Annotated in this window: 16 protein-coding genes; 8 read left to right on the plus strand and 8 right to left on the minus strand. The window is 63.2% G+C overall.

The genetic code is table 11. The features are described from left to right. Positions 1–90 precede the first annotated feature (90 nt). A complete protein-coding gene (locus tag LB566_RS20890) occupies positions 91–855 on the minus strand; it encodes a transporter substrate-binding domain-containing protein (protein WP_224556422.1) in 765 nt (254 codons plus the stop codon). 353 nt (positions 856–1,208) lie between these two features. Here LB566_RS20890 and LB566_RS20895 point away from each other — a divergent pair, with 353 nt between their 5' ends. Further along, positions 1,209–1,769 carry an Lrp/AsnC family transcriptional regulator gene (locus LB566_RS20895; RefSeq protein ID WP_224626556.1) on the plus strand — a complete coding sequence of 187 codons (561 nt, stop codon included), beginning with the start codon at positions 1,209–1,211 and terminating at the stop codon, positions 1,767–1,769. 165 nt (positions 1,770–1,934) lie between these two features. Here the strand turns inward: LB566_RS20895 and phhA are convergent, their stop codons facing one another. Continuing rightward, on the minus strand, positions 1,935–2,771 hold the full coding sequence (phhA, locus tag LB566_RS20900) for a phenylalanine 4-monooxygenase (RefSeq protein WP_224626558.1): 837 nt from the start codon (positions 2,769–2,771) through the stop codon (positions 1,935–1,937). A gap of 129 nt (positions 2,772–2,900) precedes the next feature. Here phhA and LB566_RS20905 point away from each other — a divergent pair, with 129 nt between their 5' ends. Continuing rightward, complete coding sequence (locus tag LB566_RS20905; RefSeq protein ID WP_140491470.1) at positions 2,901–3,377, plus strand: Lrp/AsnC family transcriptional regulator; 477 nt, start codon at positions 2,901–2,903, stop codon at positions 3,375–3,377. Positions 3,378–3,684: 307 nt separating this feature from the next. Beyond that, positions 3,685–4,143, plus strand: a complete 459-nt coding sequence (locus tag LB566_RS20910; RefSeq protein WP_140551635.1) for a RidA family protein — start codon at positions 3,685–3,687, stop codon at positions 4,141–4,143. A 25-nt stretch (positions 4,144–4,168) separates the two neighbouring features. Here LB566_RS20910 and argB read toward each other — a convergent pair whose 3' ends face one another. Together argB and LB566_RS20920 are read right to left on the minus strand one after the other, a co-directional pair. Further along, complete coding sequence (argB, locus tag LB566_RS20915; protein ID WP_140551636.1) at positions 4,169–5,062, minus strand: acetylglutamate kinase; 894 nt, start codon at positions 5,060–5,062, stop codon at positions 4,169–4,171. 167 nt (positions 5,063–5,229) lie between these two features. Then, positions 5,230–6,723, minus strand: a complete 1,494-nt coding sequence (locus LB566_RS20920) for an amidase (RefSeq protein ID WP_224626561.1) — start codon at positions 6,721–6,723, stop codon at positions 5,230–5,232. Between the two features lie 146 nt (positions 6,724–6,869). Between LB566_RS20920 and LB566_RS20925 the strand changes: the two genes are divergently transcribed. The 4 genes from LB566_RS20925 to msrB all read left to right on the plus strand — a co-directional run bounded on the left by LB566_RS20925 (position 6,870) and on the right by msrB (position 9,590). Next, the gene (locus tag LB566_RS20925) at positions 6,870–7,409 is read left to right on the plus strand and encodes a sigma-70 family RNA polymerase sigma factor (RefSeq protein ID WP_224626563.1); all 540 of its coding nucleotides are present in this window, start codon (positions 6,870–6,872) and stop codon (positions 7,407–7,409) included. Then, positions 7,406–8,104 (plus strand): anti-sigma factor domain-containing protein, encoded by a 699-nt coding sequence (locus LB566_RS20930; protein ID WP_224626566.1) that lies wholly within the window; start codon positions 7,406–7,408, stop codon positions 8,102–8,104. Before LB566_RS20925 ends, LB566_RS20930 begins: the two co-directional genes overlap by 4 nt. 224 nt (positions 8,105–8,328) lie before the next feature. After that, a complete protein-coding gene (locus LB566_RS20935) occupies positions 8,329–8,886 on the plus strand; it encodes a fasciclin domain-containing protein (protein ID WP_140551640.1) in 558 nt (185 codons plus the stop codon). Between the two features lie 200 nt (positions 8,887–9,086). After that, positions 9,087–9,590, plus strand: a complete 504-nt coding sequence (gene msrB / locus LB566_RS20940; RefSeq protein ID WP_224626583.1) for a peptide-methionine (R)-S-oxide reductase MsrB — start codon at positions 9,087–9,089, stop codon at positions 9,588–9,590. Between the two features lie 168 nt (positions 9,591–9,758). Here the strand turns inward: msrB and LB566_RS20945 are convergent, their stop codons facing one another. Together LB566_RS20945 and LB566_RS20950 are read right to left on the minus strand one after the other, a co-directional pair. Continuing rightward, positions 9,759–11,351, minus strand: a complete 1,593-nt coding sequence (locus tag LB566_RS20945) for a DHA2 family efflux MFS transporter permease subunit (protein WP_140551642.1) — start codon at positions 11,349–11,351, stop codon at positions 9,759–9,761. 22 nt (positions 11,352–11,373) lie between these two features. Further along, positions 11,374–12,558 carry an HlyD family secretion protein gene (locus tag LB566_RS20950; protein ID WP_224626586.1) on the minus strand — a complete coding sequence of 395 codons (1,185 nt, stop codon included), beginning with the start codon at positions 12,556–12,558 and terminating at the stop codon, positions 11,374–11,376. A 128-nt stretch (positions 12,559–12,686) separates the two neighbouring features. On the opposite strand from LB566_RS20950, the gene LB566_RS20955 reads away from it, so the two are divergent. Further along, on the plus strand, positions 12,687–13,421 hold the full coding sequence (locus LB566_RS20955; protein ID WP_140551644.1) for a TetR/AcrR family transcriptional regulator: 735 nt from the start codon (positions 12,687–12,689) through the stop codon (positions 13,419–13,421). Between the two features lie 17 nt (positions 13,422–13,438). On the opposite strand, the gene yihA is transcribed toward LB566_RS20955, so the two are convergent. Together yihA and LB566_RS20965 are read right to left on the minus strand one after the other, a co-directional pair. Beyond that, a complete protein-coding gene (yihA, locus tag LB566_RS20960; RefSeq protein WP_140551645.1) occupies positions 13,439–14,098 on the minus strand; it encodes a ribosome biogenesis GTP-binding protein YihA/YsxC in 660 nt (219 codons plus the stop codon). Continuing rightward, positions 14,095–14,733, minus strand: coding sequence for a CatB-related O-acetyltransferase (locus LB566_RS20965; protein WP_224626589.1), 639 nt, complete (start codon positions 14,731–14,733; stop codon positions 14,095–14,097). Before LB566_RS20965 ends, yihA begins: the two co-directional genes overlap by 4 nt. Positions 14,734–14,807: the final 74 nt, after the last annotated feature.

Below are 14,807 nucleotides of genomic sequence, written 5' to 3' on the forward strand. Positions count from 1 at the left end.
GGCGGCGATTGTTTCAAACGCTGCACCGCTCCGGCATCTGACGCGTGATGCCCGCCGGCAGCCGAGCGGCGGCCGGCGAGCGATCCAACGTCATTTGGCGCTGTAGTCCTTGCCGTACCATTTCGTGGTCAGCGCGGCGAGCGTGCCGTCCTTCTTCAGCTCGGCGATGATGCCCGAAACCTTTGCGGTCCACTCGGGATCGTTCTTCTCGGCGATGACCACGAGCGGTTCCCGGAAGGCATATTCCCCTTCGAGTATCTTCACGGGATAGCCGTTCTTGATGGCGTTCTGCGCCGTCTGCTCCGGCGCGATCACGGCATTCAGGCGGACACCGTCGCCGAGCCGCAGGTCATCGAAGGGAAGCATGGAATCGGCGAAGGTGCGGATCTCGCCGGGCTCCAGCTTGTATTCGACGGGAGGCAGGCCGGGCGCGTCGATCTCAAGCTTGCGGCGGATGAAATCCTCCGAGGTGGTGGCCGTCTCGACGCCGATCACCTTGCCGTTGAGATCGGTGACCGACTTCGCGGTGCTATCCTTGTGCACGACGTAGACATAGGGGCTGTAATAATAGATGCCGACAAAGTCGATCACCTTGGAACGAGCCTTGGTCGGCGTGACCGAGCCGACGCCGAGGTCGTAGCGCCCTTGCCAGCGGCCGCCGGTCAGCGTCGCCCAGTCGGGGGTCTCGAACGAGACCTCGACCCCCAGCCGTTTGCCGATCTCGCGCGAGACGTCGATGTCGAAGCCGGCGAGCTCGTTGCTGTCATTGAGAAAGCTTTGCGGCGGCCAGGCGGCGTTGGTGGCGACGACCATCGCCTTCTTCGACGTGACGCGATCCAAAGTTTCTCCGGCCATGGCCGCCGTCGTGATCGCGAATGTCGCGGCGGCAAGAATGGCGAAATCGAGCAGTTTTTTCAAGGTTATCCTCCCTTATGGATGCAGCTGAAATGATTTGTGCCTGCGTCGGGCACCAGTGGTTATTGCGACCGCGACGTCTCCGCGGCGTTCGGCTTGCGGTGCAAGTCCAACGCGGCTCGGTGTCGATTTGCGTCCATCGCAGCCGAAGCTGTTCCCCCCCATGGGCTGCCGTTTGTGACAGTTGACACTCGGGTCGCGAAAAGCAGGGTTCCACCCGGCGAAATGCCGGATAATGGCAGCCATGCAGTCATTGCGTGCCGTGAGGCGGCAAAATGCCGGATATTTCAGCCTTGCGCAGCCTGCACCGGCTGTTCCTCAGGATTGTCGCGGACGTGGTTCAGCCGATAGGATCACGCCGAGGGATTGACGGTTCCAGGGCGGATCGAAGGAGAGGATTGATTGTGGAATTGACCGAAAAAGATCGCCAGCTGCTCGCGCTGATGCAGAAGAACGCGCGTGAGCCGGTCGCATCACTGGCGCGTCAGCTCGGCGTATCCCGGACTGCCTTGCAGGAGCGCATACAAAAGCTCGAGGCGGGCGGCGTCATTGAAGGCTACGCGGTGCGGCTGACCAAGGAGGCGGCTCAGAATTCCGTCCACTGTTTCACCTTCGCCGCCCTGAACAACAAGAGCTACCCGGACGTCTCCAGGAAGATCAAGGCGATGGCTTCGATCCAGGCGGTCTATGCCATAACCGGCGAGTGGGACCTGATCATCCATGTCGCGGCCGAGACGCTCGAGAAGCTGAACCGGGAAGTGAACGCGCTGAATGAAATCGGCGGCATCGTCAAAACCGCTTCGCATGTGGTGATGGAGACGAAATTCAACCGCAACATCTATGCCGCACTATAGAAAGGGCGAGGTTTCGCTCGCCCCTGCCCATCCGAATCCGGCTAGAGCAATTCACCGTCCCGTGGAACGCTGAACTGCTCTATCTCTTTGTTTTTGCGCAATTCCCAAGGGGAAAGCGCTACGCGCTTTCCCCGGGAAAACCGTGCACACTTTTCCTGGATTGCCCTAGACAGTCGCCGGGTCGAGTGCGGGCTCGCCCATGCGGCGAGCGACGATCGCCGCGAAATCCGCGGTCTGGAATGTGTCGCGTAGCGCGTCGAAGGACGGCAGCACGAAATAGACGCGCTGGAACTTGTCGATTTCGTAGCCCGTGCGCATCACCGTTTCCAGGTCGAAAGGCGCATGGTGCGCATCCTTGCTCTCGACCGCGAACTGCAACTCCGTGAAGGATGACATCAGGCCGGCGCCGAAGGCCTTCAGCGGCTGACCACTCTCCTGCATGAGGCCGTATTCGGCCGTATACCAGTAGAGCCGGCTGATCATTTCGTCGCCGCCGAGCGCGATGATGTCGCCCGCCTTCTGGCCGTACATCTGCATGAAGTCGGCGAAGACCGGCTGCGACAACACCGGCACATGGCCGAAGAAATCATGGAACATGTCGGGTTCGACGATGTAGTCGAGTTCCTGCTGCGTCCGCAGCCAGTTGGTGACGGGGAAACGGCGGCTGGCGAGATGGTCGAAGAAGGGCGCGGCCGGGATGAGCCCTGGCACGGCGACGATCTCCCAACCAGTCAGCTTGCGCAACCTGGCACTGACTTCGTCGAAGTCCGGGATGCGGTCGAGCAGGCCGAGCTTGTCGACGCCGTCGAGATAGGAATGGTGGGCGAGCTTGCGCGTCAGTTTCGTCTGGCGGTCGCACAGTGTGCGCCACACCGCCTGTTCGTCGGCGCTGTAGTCATAGCCCTGCGCCACGGTGAAATCAGCACGGCAGACCGAGTAGTCGCCGCGCAGCCCTTGAGCCGCGCAGTCGCGGGCATATTCGGCAACGCTCATCGTCGTCATGGTTTTTCTCCTCGCCAGTCCTGAATTCTGAATTCTAACCGGATTTGCGGAGGCAAATCGGTTTTGGCGATAGCCGGAATGAGGATTTTTCGATAACATCCACTCGGAATGCGCCATAGCGGAGTTAAAATGCCTCAATTCGATGATTTCGAGATCAAGATGCTCGATATCCTCCAGCGCGACGGACGCAAGCCGGTCTCGGAACTGGCGCAGGAGATCGGCCTATCGACGACACCTTGCGCGCGGCGCTTCGAGGCGCTGCAGGAGGCCGGCATCATCAAGGGCTTTGCCGCCGTGCTCAGCCGCCGTGCCGTCGGCCTGACGGTCGAGGTGTTCATCCAGGTGCGGCTGGTCAGCCACAGCGACGGTTCGCCCGAGAGCTTCATCGCCGCGGTCCAGCGCATGGACGAGGTATCATCCTGCTGGACGATGACCGGCGACCACGACTTCCTGCTGCACGTGATGGTGCCGTCGGTCGACGAACTCAACGCCTTCGTCATGCACCGGCTGATGCGGCTCGACGGTGTGCGCGACGTCCACACGCAGCTCGTGCTGCAGAACATCAAGGGACCCGGCCACGTGCCGCTTGGGCATCTGCGGCGGTAATGGCGCCGGCAGCATGGGCGGATCATCCATGAAGAGGTCCGCCATACGCAGATGGGGCGGCGGGTCTGCTTCCGCGAGTCTGGGGATTTCTGACGCGCAACGGCCGGGTGAAGATGGCCCAACGCCGGCTGATTTCCGGGGCGCGCCGCAGGACGCGCAAGAGCAATCGATGGTGTTCGAACGGACGGCACGGAAACCTGCCGTGCTCGCGGCCATGCATTCGCACCGCGCCTGACTTTTTCACGCTGGCCGTTATCAGGCTGCGCGCTACTTCCTGGAAGCGGAGGGTGTCCGGCAGGAGGAAGCGATGGAGCTTGTCACCCATAAAAAGATGAAAGAGGGCAGGCTGATGCCTTGGGGAAAAGGCACCGTCGTCAGCGGCGCCAGGGGCTATGTCTTTCTCGCCGGCAATACGGGCACGGCCGAAGATTACGACCCGTCGACGGGCAAAGGTGGCGCCGTCGGGGACGCGGCGACGCAATGGCGCTCCATTTTGACGACCATCAAATCGGACCTGGAGGAGCTTGGCAGCTCGCTCGAGCATCTCGTCAAGATTACCCAATATGTCAAAGGACCATTTCCGGACGGCGGCGTTCTGAGTTCCCCCAATTTCCGACTGGACGTCATGGACGAATTCTTCGCCACGCACTGCCCGAAGCACTGCAGCTACAACAATCCGCCGCCCTCGGAGGTGATCGGGGTTGCCGCACTTGCGCATCCCGATCTCGTCATCGAGATCGTGGCGGTCGCCGCTCTGCCGGACTAGCGTCCGGCGCGACAGCCCACAAATATCAAGGCACGATCAGCGTGCCGGCGCCGTGCTCGGTGAACAGTTCGAGCAGCACCGAATGCGGCGTCTTGCCGTTGAGGATGACGACGCCTTCGACGCCGCGCTCGATCGCCTCGATGCAGGTCTCGACCTTTGGGATCATGCCGCCCGACACCGTGCCGTCCTTGATCAGCGCCCTGGCCTCGGCGACTGTCAGCTCGTCGATCAACTTCTTGTTCTTGTCGAGCACGCCCGGCACATCGGTGAGGAACAGAAGACGCGAGGCCTTGCAGGCGCCGGCGATGGCGCCGGCGAAGGTATCGGCATTGATGTTGTAGGTGTGGCCATCGCGGCCCGGCGCCACCGGCGCCAGCACCGGGATCATCTCGGAGCGCGCCAAAAGGTCGAGCAGCGTGCGGTCGACCTCGACCGGCTCGCCGACGAAGCCGAGATCGAGTACGCGCTCGATGTTGGAGTCCGGATCGATCATGGTCTTGCGCGCCTTTTCGGCGAAGACCATGTTGCCGTCCTTGCCGCACAGGCCGATCGCCCATTCGCCCTCGGCATTGATGAGCGCGACGATCTCCTTGTTGATCGAGCCCGCCAGCACCATCTCGACGATCTCGACCGTCTTCTGGTCGGTGACGCGCAGGCCGCCCTCGAATTTGGATTCAATGCCCATCTTGTTGAGCATGGCGCCGATCTGCGGCCCGCCGCCATGGACGACGATCGGGTTGACGCCGGACTGTTTCAACAGCGCGATGTCGCGCGCGAAGGCTTTGCCGAGTTCGCTGTCGCCCATGGCGTGGCCGCCATATTTCACCACCACCGTCTTGTTCTCGTAGCGCTGCATGTAGGGCAGCGCCCGCGACAGCAGGGCGGCCTGCATTTCGGCGGTGGCGGCAATGTCCGTCATCGGCGTGGTTCCCTGGTTTTTGATTTCATGCCTGCCGTTGTCCCAAAACAGCTGCGCATTTCTGGGCGACATGCATCAGGTAAAGACGGCGGCGTCTTAGCGGGAATTGGCGCGGGCCGCAAACGGCTTTGCTGTCATATTCGAGCGGCTCACGACCTCGTCATCGCTTATGGCACCATAAGCGGCGCCCTGCGGCCCCGCCAACCGGAGATCTTCTCCATCTGCGCGGCCAGGGACAAAAGCGTCTCCTCGTCACCGGGCCGGCCCGCGGCCTGGATGCCGAGCGGCAGGCCGGCTTCGGTGACGTGGATGGGCAGCGCGATGGACGGCTGGCCGCTGACATTCTGGATCGCCGGCCAGTGGGTGAACCACAGGCTCTTGTCCATCAGCTGGCCGAACAGCGGTTCGATCCTGAGCAGCGCCGTGAGGCGAAGCTTGTCGAGCATATTCTCGATGAGCTCGTCGGCGCCCTTCGGGTCCATCGCACCGCAGGCGAGCGGCGGGTGGGCGATGATAGGCATCAGCACGGCGTCATACCGAGCCGTCTCCGCAATCAGTTGCCGCGAGGCGGCATGCAGCCGCTGCAAGCCTGAATAGGTCTCGCCGGCCGAGACCATTTCGCCCAATCGGCCGAGCACCCGCGTCGCGCGCTCGATGTCGCCGGTGACGGTGCGGCCGATGCGCACCGCTTCGGCCCGCAACATGCCTGCGACCGCCGAGGCAACCGTTCTGCAGAAATCGGCGAAGAAGTCGCGACCGATGGAGGGCAAATCGATTTCCTCGACGCTGTGGCCGCCCTCGCGGGTGAGCGCAACCGCGGTATCGAGCGCTTTCAGCGTCTCGGCCGAAATCGGCAGGCCAAGTGGAGAGTTCCGGTACATTGCGAGCTTGAGCTTGCCGGGATCGCGCGCGGCAGCCGCGGCGAACGCACCTTTCGGCGGCAGCGCGGCATAGGGCGCGAGCGGGTCGGGGCCATGGGTGAGGTCAAGCAGCAGGGCGCAATCGCGCACCGAGCGGGTTACGGCATGGTCGACCACCATGCCGTACCAGCTTTCGCTCACCAATGGCGACAGCGGGACGCGGCCGCGTGAGGTCTTGAGGCCGACCAGCCCGGTGCAGGCAGAAGGCACGCGGATCGAGCCGCCGCCATCGGAGGCATGCGCCACCGGCACGACGCCGGCGGCGACCAGTGCCGCAGCGCCGCCGGACGAGCCGCCGCTGGTATGGCCGATGTTCCAGGGATTGCGGGTGATGCCGAAGGCCTTTGATTCGGTCATCAGCCGCAGCCCGTGTTCGGGCGATGTCGAGGTGACGATGGGTATCAGTCCGGCGGCGAGATAGCGCTCGGTCAGCACCGAGCTGACCTCCGGCACCCAGGCGGGGATGCGGCTACCGCCATGCGACGGCACGCCTTTAATGGCGATGCCGAGATCCTTGATGGCGAAGGGCACGCCGGCCAGCGGCAGGGAACGGTCGATGCCTTTCGCCCGGCTGCGCGCCGCATCGTAGAGTGGCTCGGCCGTGGCATTGATTTCAGGCCGGCTGGCCTCGGCGCGTGCGATCGCCGCGTCGACCAGTTCGACCGGCGAAACCTCGCCCTTGCGCACCAACGCGGCAAGGCCGGTGGCGTCTTCTTCCCACAGCACCCGTTCGACCGACATGCGCGCTCCCCCGATCCAAGCAAGGTAACCAGCGGCCAATCCGTTGGCAATCGAGCGATGGAACGAGTGCGGCGCGGTGCGGAAAGCTTTGGGTGCACGGAAATTTGCGCCGTTGCAAATACATCGCAATCCCCTAATTTGCCGACATGACGCCACAGGAGATCAGCAATCTGATTGTCCGGACTTCGATGAAGGACCGGGCTTCGTTCGATCTGCTGTACCGGCAGACCAGCGCGAAACTTTTCGGTGTCTGCCTTCGTGTATTGAAGGACCGGGGAGATGCCGAAGAGGCGCTTCAGGAGGTCTTCGTCAAAATATGGACGAAGGCGGACCGTTTCGCCGTCTCGGATCTAAGCCCGATGTCCTGGCTGGTGGCCATCGCGCGCAACCATGCGATCGATCGCATCAGGGCGCGGCGGGAACCCGCCGCCTATATCGATGCCGCGCTCGATGTGGCCGATCCGGCGCCGGGACCGGAGGCGATGACCGTGGCAGGTGCCGAGTCCGAGCGCATCTATCATTGTCTCGAGGAATTGGAGAAGGGCCGGGCAGCGGCTGTCCGGGGCGCTTATCTGAACGGCGAGAGCTATGCCGAACTGGCGGAGCGCCATGGCGTGCCGCTGAACACGATGCGAACCTGGCTGCGGCGCAGCCTGGTGAAGCTCAGAGAGTGTCTGGAAAGATGACGCCGGCAGACGACGACGGACCGGAACGTGGAGGCGACGACCTGTTCGCCGCCGAATATGTTCTTGGCGTGCTGACAGCGGAAGAACGCCAGATCGCGTCCCGCCGCATCGATGGCGACGCCGCATTCGCTAGGCTTGTCGATGCCTGGGAGGCCCATTTTTCGCCCTTGGCCGTCGCCTATCCCGGGACAGAACCTCCGATCAGGGTCAAGGAGGCGATCGACCGCCGGCTGTTCGCCTCGCAGCCTCGCGCCGGCCTATGGTCGAGCCTTGCCTTCTGGCGCGGCCTTGCCGCCGCCGCCATCGCGGCGCTGGCGATCTATATCGCCTTGCCTTTCATCAACCCGCCGCTCCAACAACCACAGCTTGTCGCCTCGCTGGCTGCCGAAGGCAGCGACGTCAGATACCTCGTCGTCTATGACGCGGCGCATCATGAAGTCGGCCTGTCGCACGTTTCCGGTGAGCGGGCCTCCGGCAAGGACTTCGAACTGTGGGTGATCGCGGGCAATAACGCGCCGGTTTCGATGGGCGTCATCCCGGCTGGGAAGGCTGCGCATGTGACGGTTTCGCCGGCCGTGCAGCAGAAACTTGCGCAGGGCGCCGTGCTGGCGGTCAGCCTCGAGCCTTCAGGCGGTTCGCCGACCGGCCAGCCGACGGGACCGGTGGTCGCGGCGGGTGACCTGAAGGGCATCTGACGGCTCCCCGCCGGGGCCGTCAACTTGCAAAATAGTGAAGTCTATTTTTGCATGGATAAACTGCGAACCAAATTCCCGCGGTTGGTTCAGCCTATCCGCCGAAATCACTGTGCCTCATTTGGAAGAATGAGAATTCTTTCATAGGAAGCGAAACTAAGTTTTTCATGGCCCGTATCTCCTCGCGTTCCCAATGATGGGGAAAATAACCCGAGGAGACTTACATCATGCGTAAACTCGCCACCCTTTTGCTCGCCGGTACGATCGGCCTCTCGGCGCTCGGCACCATCGCCTATGCCGCCAATCCGATGGTCGGGGGCGCACCCATGTACGCCAAGAAGAACATCATCGAGAACGCCGTCAATTCGAAGGACCACACGACGCTGGTCGCTGCCGTCAAGGCAGCGGGCCTGGTCGACACGCTGCAGGGCGCCGGGCCCTTCACCGTCTTCGCTCCCACCAACGAGGCCTTTGCAGCACTTCCGGCCGGCACGGTCGAAACGCTGCTCAAGCCCGAAAACAAGGACAAGCTGACCAAGGTCCTGACGTGCCATGTGATCGCGGCGAAAGCGATGGCCGCCGACGTCGCCAAGATGGCCAAGGCCGATGGCGGCGCGCATGTGGTCAAGACCGCCGGCGGCTGCGAGCTGACGCTCAAGGCCGACAAGGGCAAGGTCACCGTCACGGACGAGAACGGCAATGTCGCCCATGTGACGATTGCCGACGTCAGGCAGTCCAATGGCGTCATCCATGTCATCGACAAGGTTCTTTTGCCGAAGATGTAACAAACGGCGCGCTGCCGGCGAACAGGCAGCAAGGCTCCCCTGCCGGTGCGCGGCTTCGTTCAGGCGCCGCGCGACCGGCAGGCGTCCGCTCCGCCCGTGGCTCCATCCGGGAGCCTGGTGCGGGCAACGTTCGGTCCTCAACGGCTTTTGATTTTCAGCCGAACGTTGAATGTGGCAAACAGACAGCAGGAGGATTGGCCATGAACCGTCGCGACTTTCTCTTGAGCGGCGCCGCCGCAATCGGCGTGGCCGCCGGCACGGCATCTCTGCTGCGCATGGGCGGATCGCAGGATGCGCGCGCGGCGGAAACCTTCGAAGTTACCAAGACCGATGCCGAATGGCGCGCGATCCTGTCTCCTGCGGCCTTCGACGTGCTGCGCAAGGAAGGCACGGAATATCCCGGCACCAGCCCGCTGCTCAACGAGCACCGCAAGGGCGTCTTCGCCTGCGCCGGCTGCGACCTGCCGGTTTACTCCTCCGAGACGAAGTTCGATTCCGGCACCGGCTGGCCGAGTTTCTGGCAGGAGATCGCCAGTGCCGTCGGCAAAACGGAGGACCGGTCGCTCGGCATGACTCGCACCGAAGTCCACTGCCGCCGCTGCGGCGGCCATCTGGGCCATGTCTTCGACGACGGCCCGCCGCCGACCGGGCTGCGTCACTGCATCAACGGCGTGGCGCTGAGCTTCAAGCCCGCCACAGCCTGAGACCATGCGGCCGCGATATGAAAAAACTCCGGGCTTGCGGCCCGGAGTTTTTTAGCGGTCAATCATTTCGGGCGTGGACTGGAGGAGCTTCCCGAAACGGCTGCCCGTGTTTCCTTGCTTTCAGCGCGATTCCGGACGCAAACCGTTTTTCCCGGTGTTGCCCTGGTGTCAGTGCCCGCCGCCACCACCGCCGGCGGCCGCCGGTTTGCGAATCATCATGGTAAACAGGCCAAGCGTCGCGAACAGCACCGTCAGCATGTAGAACACATCCATGAAGGACAGCAGCGCCGCCTGCTGCTGGACCATGCCCGACAATTTCGAGATCGCCGCGCTGGCCGCATCCAGGCCGGCGGTCTGCTCGAAATTGAGCGTCATGTTCTGAAGCTTCTGCTGCGCGGCCGCACTTCCCCACTGCACGTGCTCGGAGAGCCTTGCATAGTGGAAGGCGTTGCGGTCGATCAGCACCGTGTTGATCAGGGCAAGGCCGACGGCACCGCCGAGATTGCGGGTCAGGTTGAACAGGCCCGATGCATTCTTCAGCCGCTCGGGCGGCAGCGTGCCGAGCGCGATGTTGTTGATCGGCACCATGCACAGCATCATCGAACAGCCGCGCAGGATCTGCGGGATAAGCAGCTCGTAGAAATCCCAGTCGGCGGTCAGGTGCGTCATCCACCATGTTCCGGTGGCAAAGCCGAAGAAGCCGATCATCATCATCAAGCGCGGGTCCATCTTGTTCGACAGGATGCCCGAGACCGGCGCGGTGAAGAACATCGCCAGGCCGCTGACGAACAGCGCCTCGCCGATCATCATCGAATCGTAGCCGCGGATGCGTCCGAGGAACACGGGGTAGAGATAGGTGAGACCGTAGAGCCCGATGCCGATGACGAAGGAGAACAGCGAGCCGAAGGCGAAGTTGATATTGCTGAACGCCTTGAGATCGACGATCGGCTCCTCGGCGGTGAACACCCGCCAGAAGAACAGCACCGCGCCGAAGGTCATGACGACGGCACAGATGAACACCGCCTGATCCTGCAGCCAATCATTGTTCGGGCCTTCCTCGAGCACATATTCCATGCAGCCGAGGAACGCCGCCATGCCGGCAAGGCCCCACCAGTCGAACTTCGAGAACAGCTTGAGGTTGGGCTTGTCGAAGTCGATCAGCGACCAGGCCGCCGTCGTCACCAGGATGCCGGGCACGACATTGACGAGGAACAGCCAGTGCCAGGACATTGCGTGGCTGATATAGCCGCCGACGGTCGGGCCGATTGTCGGCGCCAGGGTGGCCACCAGGCCGATCATCGGCGACACGACGGCACGGCGCGACGGTGGGAAGATGGTGAAGGCGGCCGCGAAGACGCTGGGGATCATGCCGCCGCCGATAAAGCCCTGGATGGCGCGATAGACGATCATCTGGTCGATGTTGGTGGCGGTCGCGGCGAGCGCGCTGGCGGCGGTAAAACCCGCCGCCGAAATTGTGAACAGAATGCGCGTCGACAGCATCCGGCTGAGAAAGCCGGACAGCGGGATCATGACCACCTCGGCGATCAGATAGGCCGTCTGCACCCAGGGGATCTCGTCGGAACTGGCGCTCAGGCCGGCCTGGATCTCAGCCAGCGAGGCCGAGACGATCTGGATATCCAGGATGGCCATGAACATGCCGAACACCATCGCCAGGAAGGCTATGACGCGCCGCGTCGAGATGGTGTCAGGCACAGCCGGCCTCGCCGGCGGCGCTCCTGCGGTCAGGGTTGCGGTAGCCATGGCGTTGCTCCCCGGAGCGCGCTCAGTTGGTCGCGGCCGGCGCGGTGCGGCTGTCGACGGCGACAACGACGCTCAAGCCGGCGCGCAGCCTGCCGCTCTTCAGGGCATCGGCCGGCACGTCGATGCGGACCGGGACGCGCTGCACCACCTTGGTGAAGTTGCCGGTGGCGTTTTCCGGCGGCAGCAGCGAGAACACCGCACCCGAGGCCGGCGCCAGCGAGGAGACAGTGCCCTCGATGGGCTCGCCGTCGATGGCATCGACCGAGATCCTGACCTTTTCGCCGGGCACCAGCCGGGCAAGCTGGGTCTCCTTGAAGTTGGCGACGACATAAAGTTTGTTCATCGGCACGATGACGGCGAGCTTCTGGCCGGGGCTGACGAGGTCGCCCTGCTCGACGGAACGGTTGCCGACGACGCCGTCATAGGGCGCCTTGAGCACAGTGAAGGAAAGGTCCCGCGCGGCCTTGTCGCGGCTGAGCTGCAAGGATGCCAGCGTGCTTGCCGATTCAGCACGCTGCGCCTCCAGCACGCCGATATTGGCCTGTGCCGCGGCGATCTGCGCGTCGGCGCCGACGAGAGCGGCGTTGGCCTGGTCGAGCGCCGTCTGGGCGTCGTCGAGTTGCGCCTGGGTGCCGACATGGGTCTTGAGCAGTTGCGCGGCGCGCTGCTGGGCGCGCGCGGCATTGGCGGCCGCGGCCTGGTCGGCGGTCTTGGCGGCCTGCGCCTGCTGCAAGGAGGCCTGCGCCGCCTTGGTCTGCGCATCGATGCGATCGAGCGTCCTGGCTAGCGTGGCGATCTGCGCCTCGGCCTGGGCGACCGCTATTTTGTAGTCGCCGTCATCGACCGTCAGCAGCGGATCGCCGGCCTTGACCTGCTGGTTCTCACTGACCTTGACCTGATCGACATAGCCGGAGATCTTGGGCGAAATGAAAGCCATGTCGGCCTGGACATAGGCGTCGTCGGTCGAAATCATGAAACGGCCGGTGGTCCAGTAATCGTAGCCGTACCAGGCGCCGGCGCCGAGCAAGGCGACGCCGATGATCGGCAGCAGCAAAGAGCGCACGGAACGCTTCTTCTTCGGCGGAGTTTCCGCCAGAGGTGGCGCGGCGACTGGCTGGACGGGAACTTCCGGTGCTTCCGTCGCCGGAGCAACCTTGGCGTTGGGGAAAGGACGGACTTCGGCGGTGGACGGCGCGTTCGAGGACATGACATCTCTCTCATGTTATAATACTGAACCGTTCGGTTCGATCCGGGCGTTGACATAGCGCCTAAAGAGGACCATATCAAGAGGCAATCGAACCGCTTGGTTCGAATTATTTTCGAGGTGTGACTTTAATGGCCGACACAACGCCCGAAGTCGAAAACGACAATTGCGGCGACCTGCTGGACAGCTTGCGCCGCGGCCGCCCGGCAGCCGGACAGGATCCGGTCAAGCGCAGCCAGATCATCGATGGCGCCCGCCGGGTCTTTATCGACAAGGGCTTCGAGGCGGCCTCGATGAACGACATCACGCGGGAAGCCGGCGTGTCGAAAGGCACGATCTATGTCTACTTCGCGAACAAGGAAGAGCTGTTCGAGGCGCTGATCGAGGAAGAGCGCGGCACTATCTTCAAGAACATGTATGACGTGCTCGACCGTGCCGACGACCTGCGCGAGACGCTGGTGAAATTCGGCAAGGTCCTGTCCATGAAGATCACCTCGGCCAAGGTCATCCAGGCCCAGCGCACGGTGATCGGCGCCTCCGACAGGATACCCGACATGGGCGCGCGGTTTTACGAACGCGGTCCCAAACGCGGCCACGACAAGGTCGTGACCTTCCTCAATGCCGCCATCGACCGTGGCCTGCTCAAGATCGACGATGTCGACCTTGCCGCCTATCAGTTCACCGAACTGTGCCTGGCCGGTCTTTTCCGGCAGTGCATCTTCGCCTATCGCGCCAAGGCTCCGAACCAGGACGAAATCGACCATATCGTCAGGTCGGGCGTCGACATGTTCCTGAAGGCCTATGGCACCGAAATGCTTGCCGCGGAGGAAAGCCACAAGATGATCGCCCTGGAGGCGAAGGCTTAACCCGGCTTTTTGTGCCGCTAACCGCCATTGGCCGCGAGCACGATCGCGGCACGCAGCTCCTCCAGGCCCTCGGCCTTTTCCGATGACGTCGCCAGCACGAAAGGAAACGCCGCCGGTCGCTTCTTGATCTTGGCAAGCGTCTCCTCAATCAGCCGCGGCACGCCGGCAGCCTTGATCTTGTCGGTCTTGGTCAGCACGATCTGGTACGAAACCGCCGCCTTGTCGAGCAGCGACAGCACCTCGTCGTCCTTGGCCTTGATGCCGTGGCGGGCGTCGATCAGCACATAGACCCGCTTCAGCGTGACGCGGCCCTTGAGATAGTCGAAGACCAGCTTCGTCCAATCGTCTACCTTTTCCTTGGGCGCGGTGGCATAGCCGTAGCCCGGCATGTCGACCAGCGCCATTGGCGGCAGGTCGGCGCCCTCCCCCGAAAATCCGTCCGGCACGAAATAATTGAGTTCCTGCGTGCGCCCCGGCGTGTTGGAGGTGCGCGCCAGGCCCTTCTGGTTGACCAGAGCATTGATCAGCGACGACTTGCCGACGTTGGAACGGCCGGCAAAGGCGATTTCCGGCGGCCCTTCCGGCGGCAGGAACTTCATGGCCGGCACACCGCGGATGAAGATCCATCCGCGGGTAAACAGGTCGGTGCCGATCGTGGTGCTGTATTGAGCGTTCAAGCTGCTATCTCCAGAAGAGAAATATCGGCGCCCCTGATGGCATCGAGGTTGCGGCTGATCTTGTCCACCGGCCAATCCCACCATGCCACCGCCAGCAGCCGCCGGATCGTCCTGTCGTCGAAACGCATCTTGACGACTTTGGCCGCGTTGCCGGCGACGATGGCATAGGGCCGCACGTCGTGCGTGACCACGGACTTCGCCGCGACAATGGCGCCATGTCCGATTTGCACCCCCGGCAGGATCACCGCCTCCATGCCGATCCAGACGTCGTTGCCGACCACCGTGTCGCCGCGCACCTCCTTCGACCATGTGACGGGGTCGAACCCCTTTTCCCAGCCATGGCCGAAAATGTTGAACGGATAGGTCGAAAAACCGGACATGGCGTGGTTGGCGCCGTTCATGATGAAGCGGGCACCTTCGGCGATGGCGCAGAACTTGCCGATGATCAGCCTGTCGCCGATGAAGGAATAGTGGTGCAGCACGCATTTCTCGGCGAATTTGTCCGGCCCTTCCGGATCGTCATAATAGGTGAAGTCGCCGATCTCGATGTTGGGCGCGCTCACCAGCGCCTTGAGGAAGCCGACGCGCGTGTGCATCGGGATCGGGTGCTTGATGTCGGGATTGGGTCCGGTCATGTCGAGGTCCGTCAAGGATTGGCCGATGCGGCGACGTTGAGCTTCGCATGCGCCCGGTCAAAATAGCGTGATCC

The organism is Mesorhizobium sp. CA13 (genome assembly GCF_020165235.1).
In the GTDB taxonomy this organism is placed as follows: Bacteria; Pseudomonadota; Alphaproteobacteria; order Rhizobiales; family Rhizobiaceae; genus Mesorhizobium.